The organism is Tsuneonella sp. HG249 (genome assembly GCF_053819205.1).
Genome location: NZ_JBSOQY010000001.1, coordinates 236,027 through 253,995, shown reverse-complemented (window position 1 = coordinate 253,995; position 17,969 = coordinate 236,027). Strand labels below are relative to the sequence as shown.

Below are 17,969 nucleotides of genomic sequence, written 5' to 3'. Positions count from 1 at the left end.
GGGCTGTCAGATCAGGCCAGCTAGCGGGCTGCTCGGATCGGCGTACTTGCGCGTGCCCATCCGCCCGGCGAGAAAGGCGCTGCGCCCCGCATCGACCGCCAGCTTCATGGCGCGGGCCATCCGGACGGGGTCTTTCGCTTCGGCGATCGCGGTATTCATGAGGACGCCGGTGCAGCCTAGCTCCATCGCGACGGCCGCATCGCTGGCGGTGCCGACGCCCGCGTCGACCAGCACGGGGACTTTCGCGCCTTCGACGATGAGGCGGATGGTGACCCGGTTCTGGATGCCGAGGCCGCTCCCGATCGGCGCCCCCAGCGGCATGACGGCGACTGCGCCCGATTCCTCCAGCTGCCTGGCGGCAATCGGATCGTCCACGCAGTAAACCATCGGCTTGAAACCTTCGCGCGCGAGGACTTCCGTGGCCTTCAAAGTCTCGCGCATGTCGGGATAAAGCGTCCGTGCCTCGCCGAGCACCTCCAGCTTCACGAGGTCCCAGCCGCCCGCCTCGCGCGCCAGGCGTAGGGTACGGATCGCCTCGTCGGCTGTGAAGCAGCCGGCGGTATTCGGGAGATAGGTCACCTTCTTGGGGTCGATGAAGTCAGTCAGCATTGGCGCACTGGGATCGCTGACGTTCACTCGGCGCACCGCCACGGTGACAATCTCCGCGCCCGAGGCTTCGAGCGCGGCGGCGTTCTGCGCGAAGTCCTTGTACTTGCCAGTGCCCACGATCAGCCGCGAGGTGAAGCGATGGCCGGCCACTTCCCAGCTGTCATCCGCGTGGTCGCCACCGCCGACGAAGTGGACGATTTCCAGCACGTCCGCCTCGGCCAACGCGACCATTTCGAGCGTCGAGCGCGGGGCGATCTCACCGTTGCGCTCGACCGCAACCTTTTCCGGCTTAAGCCCGAGCTCGCGGACAAGGTCGGCGACGGTAGCGGCGGTGGTGCGGCGGCTTTCGCCGTTAACGGTCAGGGTCAGCAGTGCAGGCATGCTCGCCAGATAGCGAGCAACGGCAGGCGCGCAAGTTGAGGATGTGCCCCGCCGATACCAGCGCAACGCCGATGATCGTCAGCACCGCTTCCTCGTAGCCGTGTTCGACCGCCAGCGCCCCGCCCATGAACGTAAGGCCGGTCATTGCGGTGACGAACGGCACCGCGCGCCGATGGCGCAGCGCACCGAGCCCGATCGCCACCGCGGCGACGATCATCGCCAACGCGAGGCCGACCTCGTGAATGATCGGATCGGCGAAGAACTCGCCTCCGACGCCTAGGGCCGAAACCAACACCAGCGTCGCCAGGCAATGCACCACGCACAGCGCGCTGAGCGTTATGCCCGCGCGGTCGAGGTTGCCCCGAATCGAGGTGATGAACGTGTTCGCCATGGCTGCAGGCCATCTATGTAACGCTGTATCGTTACGCAAGGCTTCCTCGCGTGGGCGCGCTTGCGATTTTCGGTGGCGCGACCCATGTGCGCGGTCGATGGAAAATCCGCCGGTACTGGACACCCTGCGCCCGCGCGCAATCGCCCGCTGGCTGCTCGCGGTGGCAGGGTTGGTGGTGGCGATGGTCGTGGTCGGGGGCATCACCCGGCTGACCGAATCCGGGCTATCGATTACCGAGTGGAAGCCGGTGACCGGCACGCTGCCGCCGCTTTCCGAGGCCGCGTGGCAAGTGGAGTTCGCCAAGTATCGGCAGATCGGCGAGTACCGCGAAATCACTGGACCCGCCGGCATGACGCTCGCCGATTACAAGTTCATCTATTTCTGGGAGTGGTTCCATCGGCTCCTAGGGCGGGTGATCGGGCTCGCTTTCGCGGTGCCACTGGCATGGTTCTGGCTGCGAAGGGCAATTCCGGCGGGCTACAAACGGCGGCTGGTCGCGTTGCTAGCTCTGGGCGCGCTGCAGGGGGCGTTCGGCTGGTTCATGGTTCGCTCGGGGATCAACCAGACCGCCACCGACGTAAGCCACTTCTGGCTGTCGATACACTTGCTGACGGCGCTGTTGACCCTCGCCGGTTTGATATGGACCGCGCTCGACCTGCTTCGCCGCGATAAGGACCCGGCCGCGCGACCCGCCCGTATTACCGGGCTCGGGTGGATCGTCGCGGCGGTTCTGTTCGTGCAAGTGCTGCTCGGCGCATGGGTGGCCGGGCTCGACGCGGGGTGGGCGTCCGATACCTGGCCGCTGATGCAGGGGCAGCTAGTTCCCGAGTACGATGCTTCATACGGTGTGCTGTGGGCCGTGGCGCACGACCCGTTCCTGATTCACTTCCTCCACCGCTGGTGGGCCTGGGCGGCGGTGGTCGTGCTCATCGTGCTGGCCCGGCGGGTGCGAGGGATCGAGCGGCGGGCGTCGATCGCGATCCACTCGGCCTTCGGCGTCCAAATCGTGCTTGGCATCGCCACGGTCGTCAGCGGCATGGCGCTGTGGCTGGCGGTGCTGCACCAGCTCGTCGGCGCGCTGGTCGTCGCCGCGACCGCGTGGGGGATCCACTTGCTTGGCCGACGCGCATGAGTGCCGGGGGCCCCGCACTTATCTGGACCCCGATCGACACGGCCGAGAACGCCCGCAACCTCGGTGTCGCGGTCGTCGGTTCGGGACTGGCGGCGTGCGCCAACGTCATTGGGCCGATCGAATCCCACTACGTTTGGCAGGGCGCGATGCAGTCGAGCGAGGAATACGGCCTTTTGTTCAAGCTCGACGCGCGCACGCTCGATGCCGCGGTCGCGATGGTCGCGGACCTCCACACTTACGATGTCCCGGTCGTGATCGGATGGCGGGCAGATAGCGCTCCGCCGGCAACTCTCGCCTTTCTCGCAAACGGCGCCGGCTAGCTAGCGGTATTATTTTACCTCCCGGTAAACCCGCCAGTTTGCTTGACTTGTGGGACTTGTTTCGCCAAAGGCCCGCTCTCTCGCGGCTCCGGCCGTGGACGCTTTTCACCATTTTCAAGGACCAGCCATGAAGGCGCTCAGCAAGACCACCCGGTCGATCAAGCCGGCCGAGGTCGAAAAGAAGTGGCACTTGATCGACGCCGAAGGGCTCGTCGTGGGCCGCCTTGCCTCGATCGTCGCCAACATCCTGCGCGGCAAGCACAAGCCGAGCTTCACCCCGCACGTCGATTGCGGCGATCACGTCGTCATCATTAACGCGGACAAAGTGCGGTTCACCGGCAACAAGCTCGGCCAGAAGACCTACTACAAGCACACCGGCTACATCGGCGGGATCAAGGAGATCACCGCGGACAAGGTGCTCAGTGGCCGTTTCCCTGAGCGCGTACTGGAAAAGGCTGTCGAGCGCATGGTTCCGCGGGGTCCGCTGGGCCGCCAGCAGATGAAGGCGCTGCATCTTTATGCCGGCACCGAGCATCCGCATGCCGGCAACCAGCCCGAGACGCTCGACGTCGCTTCGATGAACCGCAAGAACAAGGTCACCGCGTAATGGCTGACGAACAGAACACCGTGTCGGACCTCGCCGACCTCAAGACCATCACCGAAGGCGCCGAGCCCACCGCGGCGCCGGCCGAAGCGAGCGACACTCCGCGCCAGCTGGTGGTCAGCAATGCTCCGCTGCGCGAGCAGGAGCTCGACAAGCAGGGCCGCGCCTACGCCACCGGCCGCCGCAAGGACGCGGTCGCCCGCGTCTGGCTCAAGCCCGGCAGCGGCAAGATCGTGGTCAACGGCCGCGAGCAGGAAGTCTACTTCGCGCGCCCGACGCTGCGCCTCGTGATCAACCAGCCGTTCGGCATCACCGAGCGCGAAGGCCAATACGACGTGATCGCCACCGTCAAGGGCGGCGGTCTCTCGGGCCAAGCCGGTGCGGTCAAGCACGGCATCGCCCAGGCGCTGTCGAAGTTCGAGCCGGCGCTGCGCGCCACCGTCAAGGCCGCCGGGTTCCTTACCCGCGACCCGCGCGTCGTCGAGCGTAAGAAGTACGGCCGGGCCAAGGCTCGCCGCAGCTTCCAGTTCTCGAAGCGCTAAGCTTACCGGTTTCCGCGACGGCGGATTGGAAGGGCGGTGCCGCAAGGCGCCGCCCTTTTCGCATCAATGGACCGGCGGATCGACCCGGGGCACGGCCCCGACCGGGGCCACCGGCTCGCCCGGTTCGCGCGGCGGCCTGGCATCCTCGGGCACTTCGTCGATCCTCATGTCCTCGCTCGGAACCGCCTGCAGGTTTCGGGCCTCGACTTCGAGAATCCCGCTCTCGAACCGCAGCTCGTTGAAACTCTGGGGGGTCGAGCGGATCCGCTGCGACAGAGTGCCCGCCCCGATCATGCGCACCGGCCCATTGGCGGTGTCGACGGTGAGATCAAAAGGATCGTGGACGTGCCCGGAAAGGACGGCGAGCACGTTGCGCTTTGCCAGTTCGGCCAGTGCGCGGGTTCCGCCGTGCGTAAGCGCCGTGCCACGCGTGCCAACCTCGACCAAAGGATGATGGACGGTCACCAGCACCTTCCGGCCAGGCGGTAGCGCGTCGATCGCCGAGAGGCATTTCTCGAGGGAGCGGCGACTGACCCAACCCTTCGACCAGTTCAGGCGAGGCTGCATCCGCACCGCGGTCTTCAGCGGCACGACGGAAATTTCCCCCAAACAAAGCTCCTTCTCCACCACCGACTCCATTCCACGAAACTTGCGGTACGGGTCGAAGAAGCGCTCGATGAGATTGAAATAGGGCAAGTCGTGATTGCCGACCTCGACCGTAACCGGTGCCGCCAGCGACAGAATCCAATCGCGCGCTGCATCGAATTCCCGGCTCCGCGCGCGCATCGTAAGGTCGCCTGTGATGAGCACCGCGGCGGGCTTGCGCGCAGCTACTTCGGCGGCGACCCAGTCGAGGGCCCGGTTATGCTCGAGCCCGAAGTGAATATCGGAGAGGTGAAACAGCAGCGTGCTATCGGCCATCGGCGATCCCAAGCAGATCGACGTCGAGCGTGTCGAGGGAAAAGGTGAGCGCCGCACCGCCCTCGCACCGCTCGCCGTCGACCATGAGCGGAACGGGCTCATTCTCCAGCGAGCGCATCGATAGCCGGCGCGCCATTCCCAGTTCGTCGTGCGGTCCCTCGCGGAAGTCGCGCTTGAGGATCGCCAGACCCTGCTGGACGTAATCGCCGAGGCCCTCCGCCCCATAGCCATCGATCGCGATTCCGCCGCGTTTCGGACAGAGGCGTATGCCGGCGTAGCCTTCCTCGCGACCTGCTGCCGGATCGACGAGTCCGATCATCGGCCCCACCGCGCTGGTGGCGGCCGCATCCCAGCCCTTGGCGATCATCTCGCCGATGTTAACTTCCCGCATCTCCTCGCGCACGTCGGCCCACTTGGCGCCCGGTCCGGCCAGCAACTCCGCCAGCGCGGTCACGCCCTCGCCGCGAATACAGGTGCGCCTGGTGGGAGCGAGCCGATCCTCGCGGAGAAGGCTAACGATCTCCACCGGTGTGCGCTCGGCGAACATCTCGCGGGCGAGCAAGTTGAACGTACCTCCCGGTAGCGGGAGCACACTGCCGGCAAAGCCCTCCAGTCCGGTAATCGTGCGGCTGAGAGTTCCGTCGCCGCCGTGAATGACAATCAGACCGGCGTTCGCGGCGGTTGCGGCCGCGGCATCGGGCGTACCGTCCTTGCAATCGATCACCCATGCGGGCGCACGCCCGGCAGCCCCAAAGGCCTCGACTAGCTCGCGCAGGGCTTCGTCGTCGTGACTACCGCTGGCGCCGTTGTAAATGAGCCAGGTCTGGGCATGATTGTTCATGCGCCCATAGCGAAGCCGCGCCTCCGCAGTTCCCGATTATCTGCGTACGGCGCGGCGCGCGCCGCCAACGGGAGCTTATCGCAGCACGCGATAGAGCACATACGCCAGCACGGCCCCGCCGATCAGCACGCCGGTCGATGGCATCGCGGCCTTGATCTCCGAGCCGGCTTCGTCGGCCTCGTCTTCATGTGTGTAGGCATGGGGCATCGCGGAGCTTGGAATGGAGGACATGGCGGCAACCTCTGGATGGGATTGGATGTCTGGAACTGGGTTTGAAACGAGGGCTATAAGACACGGTTCCGGCTGTTGCCGCGACGAAGCGGGAGCGTCAGGCAGTGAACGCCGCCCCCACATGCAGTCAGCTCGTCGAGCTCAAGCTCGTGCACCAGGAAGCCTCGGTCGCGCATCATTTGGGAAACGCGCGGGGCGCCGGCGGCGGCGATGATCGTGCGGCCGTCGATCGACAGGACATTGCACCCGAGGCGGCGGGCTTCCTTGTAGCTAACCGGCAATAACTCGATCTGGCGCGCTGCCATCTCAGCGAGGAAATCGTCGTCGAGCACATCGACACAAGCGAGCGCGCGGCGCTCGTCGAGCATGCAGAAGATCGTATCGAGGTGGAGGAAGTGCTCGTCGAAGGGGCAGCGCACCACATCCCAGCCTTCAGCCTCGAAAGGAGCGGCGAACTCCTCAGCGCCCCGCTGCTCGGTGCGGGCGCCGGACACGCCGATGATCAGCAGGCCGGGCCGCGCGACGCAAATGTCACCGCCCTCGATATGCCCGTCGCGAATGCGGGCAACATCCTCGCCCAGCGATGCCGAGGCCCACGCCACGAACCGGTCGACCTCGCTCGAGCGGTGGCCGAGCGCGGGGTTGAGCGCCACCACGCCCCACGGCGTCGCGGCGGCAACATCCCGCGTAAAGCACATGTCGGCATGGCCGGTCGCAGGGGGAAGCGAATGACAAGCAACCCCGCTGTCGAGAAGCACCTTGCGCAAGCGGGAATGCTGGGCAACGGCCCGGGCCGTGTCGGTCTCAAAGCCCTCGCGAATGCTCTCCTTTGTCACGGAACAGCAGGGAACCGGAGCGAGGTAGCGCGGGGGACAAAGCGCCACGTCCGTAAGGCGCCGGGTCTCCCCGCGCACGTGTCCGAAGGGTTGGGTATTGCGGCTTTCGGTAAGAGCAGTGCCGGCGCTGAAATCCATCTTCATGGTGATATCAGCTACTTGGCGGAGGATTCGTTCCGCAGCATTGAGGAGCTAACGGCAAATTAACCATCCTGCGCGATCCTCTGTGCAACAGGGGGAATACCGCGATGGCCGTCACCAATGCCGCGTCGATGACGATTTCCGAGATGCGCGAGTTCGCCGGTTTTTCCGCGGCCGAACAACGCTATATTCGCCGCAGCCTGGACATCGGGCTCGGTCGGCAGGACGCCTTCAAATTGTGGGCCCGCAGCGCTGACGAGAACGCCGCGATCCGCAGCCAATACGTCGCTTACCAGGATCTCAAGGTGCTGCGGGCAAGCCTCCCGAGCGAGACCGGGTTCGAGTGCATCGAAGCGTTTATCGGCAAGCTCACCCGCGTCGCCGCGTTCGACCTGGCGCAGGAGCGGATTGAGAGCTTCTCGGCCTTCCGCTTTCTCTACGAGCGGCTGATCGGCGCCGATGCCCGGCCCTGGCTACCAAGCGCCTTCTGCGCCGCCGCCGCGCTGCCGCAGATCAAGCCGAGCCGCCGCAAGGTGCTGCTGCAAAGCCTGAGCGAAGCGGCCGCAACCGCGCCGGGCTGGTCCGACCGTGCGCCGAGCTTTTATCCGGAATACATCGAGCGCGAGGCGGCATGATCGAAACTTCGCTTTAACTTGAGTGCCTTATTGCACCTAAAGTGAGCGTACCCATCCAACATTCGGTGTTCGGCTTTCAACCAGCTGAACCGATCATAATCACGGCCACGCTTTGGCGAGGGGCCATGATAGATCGATATGCTCAAATCGAGTTCTTCATTGATCGAACCCTCGCCTGTTGCGTGGCCGCTGCAATTATCCCCAAGCCTGATGCTGAGATAACTCTCCCGAGGCAGCGATGCAAAGCGTTGATCAAAGCATTGTCCAGCAAGGGCTTGATGTCCAAGTCCGGGCCGGCGCGGAAGTCTCTCGAAGGGGTCCACGGCGCGTGGGATGAACGCAACGCATTATGCCATGGCCGGATCAAACCAGCAGCAAAGTCGGTCGCAGTGCACTGGACGGCTTACGAGAAAGGCGAGGGAGTGTCCCAACAGATGCGCGTCACGCCAATTCAAATGCTCGAGAAGCTCGAGAACCTCGATCGTCTGAAGACCGCACTTGGGAGCCAATTGGGCGCAATTGACAAAATCTGTGCCGATATCGCACCCTAACCCTTATAAAGCGCATCCATCCGCGCCCCATACCGCTCCCGGATCTTGTGCCGCCTGATCTTCAGGCTTGGCGTCATTTCCTCGTTGTCGGTGGTGAACGGCTCGTCGGCGAAGGCGAACTGGCGGACCTTTTCGATGACCGACAGTTCCTGGTTCGTGCGGTCGACCGCGGCGCGCACCGCGCTGCGGAATGCAGGCAGGTCCTGCAGCGCCTTGAAGTCGTACTTCTCGCCGTTGGCCTTGCCCCACTCGAGCGCCCATTCGGCATCGGGCACGATGAGGCCGACGAGGTAGGGTCGCCGATCGCCGCTGACCATCGCCTGCGCGATTTCGGGCTGGAGCGTGAGCATTCCCTCGACCTTCTGCGGCGCGACGTTGTCGCCCTTGTCGTTGACGATCATGTCCTTCTTGCGATCGGTGATGACGATTCGACCGCGCTCGTCGAGGTGGCCGATGTCGCCGGTGTGCAGCCAGCCGTCCTTTAGCGCCTTCTCGGTCTCCGCCTTGTTCTGCCAGTACCCGTGCATCACGAGTTCGCCGCGCACGAGGATTTCGCCATCCTCGGCGATGCGGACCTCGACCCCGCGCAGCGGCGGGCCCACGGTGTCCATCTTGATGCCGGCCTTGGGCCGGTTGCAGCTGATTACCGGGCCGGCCTCGGTCTGACCGTAGCCCTGCAGCATCGTCAGCCCCATGGCCTCGAAGAAGTTGCCGACTTCCGGATTGAGCGGCGCCCCCCCCGAGACCATCGCCTTGATTCGCCCCCCGAACCGCGCGCGGATCTTGGGGCGCAGCAGCTTTTCGATCACGAGGTCAGCGGGCCTGTCGCGCAGGCGCTTCTTCGGCTGCGCGGCGATCTGCAGCGCGCGGTTCATCAGGTAGTTGGGGACCTTCCCCTGCTTCTCGATAAGCTTCATGATCCGTGCGCGCAGCACCTCGAACAGCCGGGGCACAACGACCATGATCGTGGGCCGCGTCTCCTCGATGTTGCTGGCGAGCTTCTCGAGCCCTTCGGAGTAATAAATCTCGGCGCCCACCGCGATCGGCAGGTACTGCCCGCCGGTGTGCTCGTAAGCGTGCGAGAGCGGCAGGAACGACAAGAACCGCTCGTCATCGTCGAGGCCGAAATCCTGCTCGAGCACTTCGGCCGCGCCAGCGACGTTGCAGAGGATCGCGCCGTGGTGCTGGAGAACGCCGCGCGGCGCGCCGCCGGTTCCGCTGGTGTAAATGATGCACGCGGTGTCGCCGCGCTTGATGCCGCCGATGCGCTGCTCGACCGCGGTGCGCGCGGTAACCGCGTCGCCCTCGATCATTGACGCCCATTTGTGGCAACCGATCTGGTCGCCCTGGAACTGGCGGATGCCGTCGATGGCGATGATGTCCTTGGCGATGCCGGAACGCATCATTGCTGTGAGCAGCGGGCCCGACAGCTTCTCGGTCGAGACGATCACTGCCCGTGCCCCCGAATTGTCGAGGATGTGCAAGTGGTCGCGTTCGGTGTTGGTGATGTAGGCCGGGACGGTCACGCAGCCTGCCGCCATGATCGCCAGATCCGCGATACACCATTCCGGGCGGTTCTCTGAAACGAGCGCCACCCGGTCGCCGGCTTCGAGACCGAGCGCGCGCAGGTTCTCCGCCAGGATGCAGACCTGCTCGGCAGTCTCGCCCCAGGTGCGCGTGCGCCACTCGCCGGCGATCTTGGCGCCGAGAAAGGGCCGCTCGCGTCGGGCATCGGCTCGCTTCAGAAATAGCTCGACGAGATTGTTCGCCGAATCGATGTCGCTCAGCTGCAACGCCCCACGCTCCTGCTCCCGATCCTGCCCCGGCTTAAGCCGCTGCGGTCGTAGCGGCAACCCAAGTCAGGGCGCGTCGACTTGGCCTTCCATCCGGGGGTCGCTGGCGCTTTGCCACCCGGCGGTGGTGCGTAGCAGCGCATTGGCCTTGATGGGGGCCTCGCGGGCCACGAGGCCCTTGTGGCCCAACGCGGCGAACTGGGCCATCGCCGCTTCCAGCCAGGTGCCGCGTTCGACCAGCGTGCCTTCGCCCATCGACATCAGGAAGGGCAGCTTGAGGGCGCCCTTGGCGTCGAGCCCGAAGTCGATCGCGCCGATGATCGCGCGGCTGGTGGATACCGGAATCGTTCCGCCGCCGGCCGCGCCAACGACCATGAATGGGCGCCCCTGCGGGTCCCAGATCACCATCGGCGCCATCGAGCTACGCGGCCGCTTGCCGCCTTCGACGCGGTTGGCGACCGGCTTGCCCCCTACTTCCGGCTCGCGGCTGAAATCGGTCAGCTCGTTGTTGAGATAGAACCCGCCGCTCATCAGCCCCGATCCGAAGCCGCTCTCGATGGTGGAGGTGTAGCTCACCATTGTCCCGCTCGCGTCGGCGGCGGAGAAATGCGAGGTGCCCTGCTCCCGGCCTTCGCTGCCATCGGCCAGCGCGGTCTTTGCCCCTGCCGGAACCCCCGCCGTGACGTTGGTCGCCGCGCGCGCCGGATCGATCAGCCTTGAACGCTGGGCGATGTATGCGGGGTCGATCAGACCGGAGACCGGGACGGCGACGAAATCGGAGTCGCCGATATATAGCTCGCGGTCGGCGTAGGCGAGCCGCTGGGCTTCGAGAAACAGGTGCCAGGTTGCCGGGTTCTCTGGCCCGAGCGCATTCAAGTCGAACCGCTCGAGCATGCCGAGGATTTGCAGGATCGCGATCCCGCCCGAGCTCGGCGGGCCCATCCCGCATAAGCGATATCCACGATACGTGCCGCACACCGGCGGGCGTTTCTTCGCTTCGTAGGCGGCAAGGTCGGCGGCGGTCATGGCGCCGGCCTTCGGCGTGGCGGCGGCCACCGCCGAGCCGAGCGCGGCGGCGCGCGGGCCGCTATAAAACGCTTGGGGGCCAGCGGCTGCAATCGCTTCGAAGGTCTGGGCGAGCGCCTCGTTGCGTATCAGCGTGCCGACCGGCAGCGGGTTGCCGTCGGCGCCGTAGTAGAGCGCTCGGGCGGCGGCCGTCCAGGCGGCACGGCTCTTGGTCGAGGCGAGCGCTTCGTAGAGCCGCGGGTTCATCTTGAACCCGTTACGCGCCAGTTCGATCGCTGGTCCCAGCAGCTTGGCCCATGCTAGCTTGCCGTGCTCGGCATGCGCCTTAGCCGCGACCGCGACGTTTCCGGGCACGCCTACGCTGAGGCCGCTCTTCACAGATTGGGGGAAGGGAGGAAGTTTTCCGTCATCGCCGTAAAACCAGGTGGAGTTCGCGCCCGCGGGCGCTTTCTCCCGGCCATCGTAGGTGGTCACCGATCCATCGGCCTCGCCGCGCACGATGAAGCCGCCGCCGCCGATCCCGGAGCTCTGCGGCTCGACCACGGTGAGCGCGAACATGACCGCGATCGCCGCGTCGGTTGCGTTGCCGCCTTGCCGGAGCATGGCGAGGCCAGCGTCCTCCGCCCGCGGGTCGGCGGCGCTGACGTTGCCGGCGACCGTGGTCGCAACGGGTGCGGTCGGGGTGGTTACGCAGGCCGCGAGGAGCGGCAGCGCGACGAGCGGGGCAAGAAGGCGGCGCAGCATGGCCGGCAGCGCTACTCGCTCCCAACCGCCTCTGCAATCGAGCTAAACCCGTCGCGGCGCATCAATTGCTCAAGCCCGCGCACGATGCGCCGTGCCAGACCGGGCCCTTCGTAAACCAACGCGCTGTATAGCTGCACCAGGCTGGCGCCCGCGCGTATGCGCGCCCAGGCGTCCTCGGCGCTGGCGATGCCGCCTACCCCGATCAGCGGTAGGCTGGTCCCTGCCACTTCGCGAAAGTGGCGCAATTGCGCGAGTGCGAGCGCTCTCAGCGGTTCTCCCGACAGTCCGCCCGTCTCGCCCTTGTGAGGGGACCGGAGCGGAGGGCGGCTGATCGTGGTGTTCGAAACGATCAGACCGGCGATCCCGTGGTCGATTGCCGCGCGAACGATGCGTTCGTGGTCGCCCGCGCCGAGGTCGGGCGCCACCTTGAGGAAGATTGGCGGGGATGCAGGTTCGCGAGCCGCTGCGACGGCCGAGAGAAGCGCCTGCAGCTCTCCCTCGGCCTGAAGATCGCGCAATCCCGCGGTGTTGGGCGAACTGATGTTGACCGTGAGATAGTCCGCTACACGCGAAAAGGCGGCGATCCCGGCGAGGTAGTCGGCGACGCGGTCGGCGGAATCCTTGTTCGCGCCGACGTTGATGCCGACGATGCCCGGTCGGGTGCGTCGGGCGAGGCGTTCTTGCGCAGAGGCGATCCCACCGTTGTTGAATCCCATGCGATTGATCACCGCGCGATCCTTGGCGAGGCGGAACAGACGCGGGCGCGGATTGCCGGTCTGTGGGCGTGGGGTGATCGAGCCGACCTCGACAGATCCGAAGCCAAGACCAAGCATCGCACCCGGCACTTCGGCATCCTTGTCGAAGCCGGCGGCGAGGCCCACCGGATTGGGAAATTCGAGCCCGGCGACACGAGTGGCCAGGGGTCCGGGCTCAGCCAGGGTCAGCGCGGGCAGACATTTCAACGCACCAATCATCAGCCGATGGGCGCGTTCGGGGTCGAGCGCGAACAGCGCGGGCGCGGCCAGGCGATAGAGCATGGACTGCAGGCTATGCCGTTAGCCTGCCGTTTTGTCGAGTTGCTCCAAATCGGTACGAATCTGGGACTTCAAGCAACATTTGTCACTGAAATGCCGCACTTGGCGTCGCTTTCATACAATCAGCAATTCGCGAATCGGGCTAATTGAACCCTGCGACCCGAAGGGCTCGAAGCTTTCATGGCAACGAGTTCCTCCACTTAATAGGCGGTCCCGGCTTCGGCAGGGGCCGCCTCTTTTTTCGCCCTACGCCAAGGTTGAAACAAGCGGCGTGGAGGCCTAATTCAATTCGGAACCAATCAGTCCGAATTATGCGATTATCCAACCTTGCCGATTACGCCGTCGTTACGATGAGCGCCGCGGCCCGCCATTGCGGCGGGGGGCGGACCAGTGCGGCCGAGCTGGCGGCGGAAACCGGTCTGCCTGCGCCGACGGTCGCCAAGCTCGTCAGCCGCCTGACCGCGGCCGGGCTGTTGCGCTCGGCACGGGGCGCGCGGGGCGGTCTCCAGCTGGCGAGGCCGGCGGCGGCGATCACTCTGGCGGACATCGTCGAGGCGGTGGAAGGGCCGATCGCGCTGGCCGCCTGCGCGCATGGCGAGTGCGCTATCGAGTGCTCCTGCACCGTCCGCCCGCACTGGGACATGGTCAATGAAGCGCTTCGTGGGGCGCTATCGAGCGTTCCATTGACGCGTTTGGCGCAAGTTGCAGCATGAACGAGAATGTGACCCTGACCGATCAGGCCGCCCGCGACGCGGCCGCCCGCGCGGCCGACTACGAGCACGGCTGGTCGGCTGACATAGAGACCGAGTTCGCACCCAAGGGCCTCAGCGAAGACACCGTCCGCTTCATCAGCGCCAAGAAGGACGAGCCCGAATGGATGCTCGAATGGCGGCTGAAGGCATTTCGCCAGTGGCTGACCATGGCCGAGCCCGACTGGGCCAAGCTCGGCTACCCGGCGATCGATTACCAGGATGCCTACTATTACGCGGCGCCCAAGAAGAAGGCCGAACTCGGCTCGCTCGACGAACTCGATCCCGAGATCAAGGCCGTCTACGACAAGCTCGGCATTCCGATCGGCGAACAGGAACTGCTCGCCGGGGTGCGCCAGGTCGCGGTCGACGCAGTGTTCGACAGCGTCAGCGTGGCGACCAGCTTCCGCGCGGAACTCGAGCGCGCCGGCGTCATCTTCCGCTCGATCAGCGAGGCGATCCGCGAATATCCCGAGCAAGTGCGCAAGTGGCTGGGCAAGGTCGTGCCGCAGCGCGACAACTACTTCGCCGCATTGAACAGCGCGGTCTTCTCCGATGGTACGTTCGTCTACATCCCCGAAGGCGTGCGCTGCCCGATGGAGCTCAGCACCTATTTCCGCATCAATGCGGAGAACACCGGCCAGTTCGAGCGAACGCTGATCATCGCCGAGAAGGGCAGCTACGTCAGCTACCTCGAAGGCTGCACCGCGCCGATGCGCGACGAGAACCAGCTCCACGCCGCGGTGGTCGAGCTGGTCGCGATGGAAGACGCCGAGATCAAGTACTCGACCGTGCAGAACTGGTATCCCGGCAACGCCGAGGGCGTCGGCGGAATCTACAACTTCGTCACCAAGCGCGGGCTGTGCCAGGGCGCGCGGGCGAAGATTTCCTGGACTCAGGTCGAGACCGGCAGCGCGGTGACCTGGAAATACCCGAGCTGCGTGCTCAACGGCGAGAGCAGCGTGGGCGAGTTCTACTCGGTCGCGGTGACCAACAACTTCCAGCAGGCCGACACCGGGACCAAGATGATCCACAACGGGGCGAACACCCGCTCGACGATCATCTCCAAGGGGATCAGCGCGGGCAAGTCGAACAACACCTACCGCGGCCTCGTCCGCGTCGGCCCCAATGCCGACAACGCGCGCAACTTCACCCAATGCGATTCGCTGCTGCTCGGCAGCCTCAGCGGCGCGCACACCGTGCCCTACATCGAGGTCAAGAATCCCAGCGCGCAGATCGAGCACGAGGCGACCACCAGCAAAATCTCCGACGACCAGCTGTTCTACGCGATGCAGCGTGGCCTAGGGCAGGAGGAAGCGGTGGCGCTGATCGTCAATGGCTTCGCCCGCGAGGTGATGAAGCAGCTGCCGATGGAATTCGCGGTCGAGGCGCAAAAGCTGCTGGCGATCTCACTCGAGGGGAGCGTGGGGTGAAATACGCCGGCGTCAAAGTTTCGATCCTGATTTTCCTGCTTTGGGGACTCACCATTGTGCCAATTTGGCTTCTGGGGATGGGTTTCGCCGGGGAATTTAGGCTGTTTCCCGATGACGCCTTCAGCTCCATTGGCGGCTTTGCGTTTTTTGTGGCGATGTATCTGCCGCCGCTCTTCGGTTTAGCCCTTTTGATGAGGGGAGGCAGCGAAGATGTCTGACCGCAAGACCCTACAGCTTCGCGATCCAACCGAGACCGCCGACGCCGCGCCCGCGATCAGGAAGAAGGGCCGCGGGTGGGAAATCTCGGACAAGCGGCTCGATGCGCTGCACGACATGGCGCGCGAGATGCGGCGGCATTCGTCGCCGGCGCACAAGGCGCTCGCGGCGCGCTTCGCCAAGGCCGACCTCGGGCGTTACAAGTTCACCCGGCACGCGGTGATCGGCAGCGCCATCGTCGATTTCGGCTCCCCGACGCTCGGCATGGCGATCATGCTCGACGAGGAAGGCGCCGACCCGGCGCTCGCCACCCGGCGCGACAAGAGCCTCAACGCGGTCGGCATCAAGGTGATGCGGATCAAGGCCACGGATGTGCTCGAGAACATGGACGCGGTGCTCGCCCGGGTAACCGCCGGCATGCGCATGCGGATCGCCAACAAGAAAAGCGCCGCCCGCGCCCATGCCGAAGCCAACCCGCGCCAGAATTATTCGCGGCCGAACAGGGGAGATCGCTCATGAATCCTCGTACCCTCATCCTTCCTCTGATCGCTCTGGGCGCGGTCGCCGCCGCCCCGCCGCTGGAAGCCGACAGCGAGAGCGCCACGCAGGCGGAGCGCCGCTTGCGCGCCTGCGTCTCCGCCAACGCGAGCGGCCATGGGACGATCGAAGCGGCGATCCTGCACACGCGCGCCGCCTGCAAGCCGCAGATCAACGATCTGCGCGACGTGCGGATCATCGCCGTTACCAGCGGGCTCGAGCCCGACGCGGCCCGGGTCGCCGAGCAGCGCGTCACGCGCGAACTGAACAACGAGATCGCCCACGCGATCGCCAACTTCTCCGGATTGGCCGCCCCCCATGCTCACGATTGACAACCTACACGCCACCGTCGGCGACACGCCGATCCTGCGTGGCCTCACGCTCGAGGTCGGCGCGGGCGAGGTGCACGCGATCATGGGCCCCAACGGCGCGGGCAAGTCCACGCTGGCCTATGTACTCGGCGGGCGGCCGGGGTATGCGGTGACTTCGGGCAGCGTAGTTTTTTCTCCACCTCGTCACCCCCGCGAAGGCGGGCGCCCAGCTGCGACGGTGGGACTGGATTCCCGCGTTCGCGGGAATGACGAAAACAGTGTGGACCTCCTTGCCCTCGAACCCCACGAACGCGCCGCTGCGGGGCTCTTCCTGGGTTTCCAGTACCCGGTCGAGATCCCCGGCGTCTCCAACGTCCAGTTCCTGCGCGAAGCGCTCAACTCGCAGCGCAAGGCGCGCGGGGAAGAGCCGCTCAGCGGCGGCGATTTCCTCAAGCTCGCGAAGGAAAAGGCCGCGCTGCTCAGGATGGACATGGAAATGCTTAAGCGGCCAGTGAACGTCGGCTTCTCGGGCGGCGAGAAGAAGCGCGCCGAGATGGTCCACATGGGCATCCTCGATCCGGCGTTCGCGGTGCTCGACGAGACTGACAGCGGGCTCGACATCGACGCGCTCAAGGTGGTCGGCGAAGGGATCAACGCGATCATGCGGAAGCCCGACAAGGGTGTGCTGCTGATCACCCACTACCAGCGGCTGCTCGACTACGTTCGCCCCGACCGGGTGCATATCCTCAGTAAGGGCCGCATCGTGAAGTCGGGTGGGCCCGAACTGGCGCAACAGCTCGAGGCCGAGGGATACGAGGCGGCAGCGGCATGAGCTGGTTGGCACCCGTCCTGTTGCTGCTGGCGCAGGGGACGCCCGCCGCGGCCCCGCGCGAGATCGACCCCAAGGTGGCGGCGCAGGTTCCCGTCATCACAGAGAAGCTGCGCCAGTGGCGCGGGACCTGGGCCGCGGTAGACGGCAAGCTCGCGTGCAAGACCGTCAAGGGCTCTGGCGACGAGGAAATCGACAAGATCGGATGTCTCGCCACGCTGACCTGCATCAAGCCGGTCTACCCAGAGCTGAAGGCGATCGCCGACGGCAAGGGCACCGAGCCGGAAAAGAAAGCGAAGATGCGCGCCAAGCTCGACACGCTCGACGGTTGCCTCAAGCAGCACCGCGGGCAGGGCATCGCATCGCTGGCATTGAAGCGGGGCGGCGGGTGATGCTGGCGACGCTCCCGACAATCCGCGACGAGGACTGGCGCTACGCCGATCCGGCGGCGCTGGCGGCGCTCGTCTCGGCCGACCTCGGACCGTGGCACGAAGCGACGCTCGCGCCGGGAGAGACTCGCGCGAAGGACCTGGTCCTCGACGCCGCGCATCCGGGCCTTCACCGCGTCCGGCTCGAGGTCGGCGCGGGCGCGCGGGCGGAGATTTTCGCCGTGCTTTCGGCGCCCGCCTATACCCGGCTCGAGGTCGAAGTCGTGCTGCATGACGGCGCGCACTTCGAGCTGGGCGGGGTGACCATCGGTGGCGGCGACGCCACGCGCGAGATCGTCACTCGGGTGAACCATGCGGAGCCCAATGCGACGAGCAACCAAGTGGTCCGCAGCGTCCACTGGGGCACCGCGACGGGCAATTTCCTCGGCCGGCTGGCGGTGGCGCGCGATGCGCAGAAGACCGACGCGGCGCAAAGCTTCAAGGGCCTGCTGCTCGAACGCGGCGCTTCCGCCAATGCCAAGCCCGAGCTCGAGATTTTCGCCGACGACGTGAAGTGCGCGCATGGGGCCGCGGTCGGGCAAATGGACGAGACGGCGCGGTTCTACATGGCCAGCAGAGGCTTGCCCCCTGACGTCGCCAAGGCGCTGCTGGTGCGCGCCTTCGTCGCCGATGCATTCGCCGCGCACGCCGCTCCGGAGGCGCTGCTCGATGCCGCGCTCGGCGCGCTCGGAGGTCCGGGGTGAGCGAAGGCTTGATCAATCCTCTCCGGGACA

23 protein-coding genes are annotated in these 17,969 nt (G+C 65.9%); 14 read left to right on the top strand and 9 right to left on the bottom strand.

The genetic code is table 11. The features are described 5' to 3' along the window. Nucleotides 1-6 precede the first annotated feature (6 nt). Both thiS and ACWPM1_RS01290 read right to left on the bottom strand, forming a co-directional pair. Entirely contained in the window at nt 7-990 is a 984-nt protein-coding gene (thiS, locus tag ACWPM1_RS01295; RefSeq protein WP_455693039.1) for a sulfur carrier protein ThiS, read from the bottom strand. Continuing rightward, nucleotides 962-1,381: a MerC domain-containing protein gene (locus ACWPM1_RS01290; protein ID WP_455693038.1), complete on the bottom strand. Its 420-nt coding sequence runs from the start codon at nt 1,379-1,381 to the stop codon at nt 962-964. The genes thiS and ACWPM1_RS01290 overlap by 29 nt, the downstream gene beginning before the upstream one ends. A gap of 97 nt (nt 1,382-1,478) precedes the next feature. Between ACWPM1_RS01290 and ACWPM1_RS01285 the strand changes: the two genes are divergently transcribed. The 4 genes from ACWPM1_RS01285 to rpsI all read left to right on the top strand — a co-directional run bounded on the left by ACWPM1_RS01285 (nt 1,479) and on the right by rpsI (nt 3,979). Continuing rightward, entirely contained in the window at nt 1,479-2,513 is a 1,035-nt protein-coding gene (locus tag ACWPM1_RS01285; protein ID WP_455693037.1) for a COX15/CtaA family protein, read from the top strand. Then, on the top strand, nt 2,510-2,833 hold the full coding sequence (cutA, locus tag ACWPM1_RS01280) for a divalent-cation tolerance protein CutA (RefSeq protein ID WP_455693036.1): 324 nt from the start codon (nt 2,510-2,512) through the stop codon (nt 2,831-2,833). The genes ACWPM1_RS01285 and cutA overlap by 4 nt, the downstream gene beginning before the upstream one ends. Before the next feature lie 127 nt (nt 2,834-2,960). Then, nucleotides 2,961-3,440 carry a 50S ribosomal protein L13 gene (gene rplM, locus ACWPM1_RS01275; protein WP_455693035.1) on the top strand — a complete coding sequence of 160 codons (480 nt, stop codon included), beginning with the start codon at nt 2,961-2,963 and terminating at the stop codon, nt 3,438-3,440. Next, on the top strand, nt 3,440-3,979 hold the full coding sequence (rpsI, locus tag ACWPM1_RS01270; protein ID WP_455693034.1) for a 30S ribosomal protein S9: 540 nt from the start codon (nt 3,440-3,442) through the stop codon (nt 3,977-3,979). The genes rplM and rpsI overlap by 1 nt, the downstream gene beginning before the upstream one ends. 63 nt (nt 3,980-4,042) lie before the next feature. Here rpsI and ACWPM1_RS01265 read toward each other — a convergent pair whose 3' ends face one another. The 4 genes from ACWPM1_RS01265 to ACWPM1_RS01250 form a co-directional block, all read right to left on the bottom strand. Further along, nucleotides 4,043-4,900, bottom strand: coding sequence for a metallophosphoesterase family protein (locus tag ACWPM1_RS01265; protein ID WP_455693033.1), 858 nt, complete (start codon nt 4,898-4,900; stop codon nt 4,043-4,045). After that, nucleotides 4,890-5,741 (bottom strand): diacylglycerol kinase family protein, encoded by an 852-nt coding sequence (locus tag ACWPM1_RS01260; RefSeq protein ID WP_455693032.1) that lies wholly within the window; start codon nt 5,739-5,741, stop codon nt 4,890-4,892. Before ACWPM1_RS01260 ends, ACWPM1_RS01265 begins: the two co-directional genes overlap by 11 nt. 75 nt (nt 5,742-5,816) lie before the next feature. Continuing rightward, nucleotides 5,817-5,972, bottom strand: coding sequence for a hypothetical protein (locus tag ACWPM1_RS01255; protein ID WP_455693031.1), 156 nt, complete (start codon nt 5,970-5,972; stop codon nt 5,817-5,819). A 53-nt stretch (nt 5,973-6,025) separates the two neighbouring features. Further along, the gene (locus ACWPM1_RS01250) at nt 6,026-6,952 is read right to left on the bottom strand and encodes a dimethylarginine dimethylaminohydrolase family protein (protein WP_455693030.1); all 927 of its coding nucleotides are present in this window, start codon (nt 6,950-6,952) and stop codon (nt 6,026-6,028) included. Between the two features lie 104 nt (nt 6,953-7,056). On the opposite strand from ACWPM1_RS01250, the gene ACWPM1_RS01245 reads away from it, so the two are divergent. Both ACWPM1_RS01245 and ACWPM1_RS01240 read left to right on the top strand, forming a co-directional pair. Further along, nucleotides 7,057-7,584 carry a hypothetical protein gene (locus ACWPM1_RS01245; protein ID WP_455693029.1) on the top strand — a complete coding sequence of 176 codons (528 nt, stop codon included), beginning with the start codon at nt 7,057-7,059 and terminating at the stop codon, nt 7,582-7,584. 41 nt (nt 7,585-7,625) lie between these two features. Continuing rightward, nucleotides 7,626-8,135, top strand: coding sequence for a hypothetical protein (locus ACWPM1_RS01240; protein ID WP_455693028.1), 510 nt, complete (start codon nt 7,626-7,628; stop codon nt 8,133-8,135). Here the strand turns inward: ACWPM1_RS01240 and ACWPM1_RS01235 are convergent. From ACWPM1_RS01235 to ACWPM1_RS01225, 3 genes are all read right to left on the bottom strand, one after another. Further along, complete coding sequence (locus tag ACWPM1_RS01235; protein WP_455693027.1) at nt 8,132-9,928, bottom strand: AMP-dependent synthetase/ligase; 1,797 nt, start codon at nt 9,926-9,928, stop codon at nt 8,132-8,134. The genes ACWPM1_RS01240 and ACWPM1_RS01235 overlap by 4 nt on opposite strands. 66 nt (nt 9,929-9,994) lie before the next feature. After that, complete coding sequence (ggt, locus tag ACWPM1_RS01230; RefSeq protein ID WP_455693026.1) at nt 9,995-11,698, bottom strand: gamma-glutamyltransferase; 1,704 nt, start codon at nt 11,696-11,698, stop codon at nt 9,995-9,997. 11 nt (nt 11,699-11,709) lie between these two features. Further along, nucleotides 11,710-12,735, bottom strand: a complete 1,026-nt coding sequence (locus ACWPM1_RS01225; protein ID WP_455693025.1) for a quinone-dependent dihydroorotate dehydrogenase — start codon at nt 12,733-12,735, stop codon at nt 11,710-11,712. 308 nt (nt 12,736-13,043) lie between these two features. Here ACWPM1_RS01225 and ACWPM1_RS01220 point away from each other — a divergent pair, with 308 nt between their 5' ends. The 8 genes from ACWPM1_RS01220 to ACWPM1_RS01185 are packed head-to-tail and all read left to right on the top strand — an operon-like array spanning nt 13,044 to nt 17,939. Further along, nucleotides 13,044-13,445, top strand: coding sequence for an SUF system Fe-S cluster assembly regulator (locus tag ACWPM1_RS01220; RefSeq protein ID WP_455693024.1), 402 nt, complete (start codon nt 13,044-13,046; stop codon nt 13,443-13,445). Continuing rightward, on the top strand, nt 13,442-14,914 hold the full coding sequence (gene sufB / locus ACWPM1_RS01215; protein ID WP_455693023.1) for a Fe-S cluster assembly protein SufB: 1,473 nt from the start codon (nt 13,442-13,444) through the stop codon (nt 14,912-14,914). Before ACWPM1_RS01220 ends, sufB begins: the two co-directional genes overlap by 4 nt. Beyond that, complete coding sequence (locus ACWPM1_RS01210) at nt 14,911-15,132, top strand: hypothetical protein (protein WP_455693022.1); 222 nt, start codon at nt 14,911-14,913, stop codon at nt 15,130-15,132. Before sufB ends, ACWPM1_RS01210 begins: the two co-directional genes overlap by 4 nt. Continuing rightward, nucleotides 15,125-15,649, top strand: coding sequence for an endonuclease domain-containing protein (locus tag ACWPM1_RS01205; RefSeq protein WP_455693021.1), 525 nt, complete (start codon nt 15,125-15,127; stop codon nt 15,647-15,649). The genes ACWPM1_RS01210 and ACWPM1_RS01205 overlap by 8 nt, the downstream gene beginning before the upstream one ends. Then, nucleotides 15,646-15,999, top strand: coding sequence for a hypothetical protein (locus ACWPM1_RS01200; protein ID WP_455693020.1), 354 nt, complete (start codon nt 15,646-15,648; stop codon nt 15,997-15,999). Before ACWPM1_RS01205 ends, ACWPM1_RS01200 begins: the two co-directional genes overlap by 4 nt. Beyond that, on the top strand, nt 15,986-16,810 hold the full coding sequence (gene sufC, locus ACWPM1_RS01195) for a Fe-S cluster assembly ATPase SufC (RefSeq protein ID WP_455693019.1): 825 nt from the start codon (nt 15,986-15,988) through the stop codon (nt 16,808-16,810). Before ACWPM1_RS01200 ends, sufC begins: the two co-directional genes overlap by 14 nt. Further along, a complete protein-coding gene (locus ACWPM1_RS01190) occupies nt 16,807-17,199 on the top strand; it encodes a hypothetical protein (RefSeq protein ID WP_455693018.1) in 393 nt (130 codons plus the stop codon). Before sufC ends, ACWPM1_RS01190 begins: the two co-directional genes overlap by 4 nt. Continuing rightward, complete coding sequence (locus ACWPM1_RS01185) at nt 17,199-17,939, top strand: SufD family Fe-S cluster assembly protein (RefSeq protein WP_455693017.1); 741 nt, start codon at nt 17,199-17,201, stop codon at nt 17,937-17,939. Before ACWPM1_RS01190 ends, ACWPM1_RS01185 begins: the two co-directional genes overlap by 1 nt. The last annotated feature ends 30 nt before the right edge of the window (nt 17,940-17,969 follow it).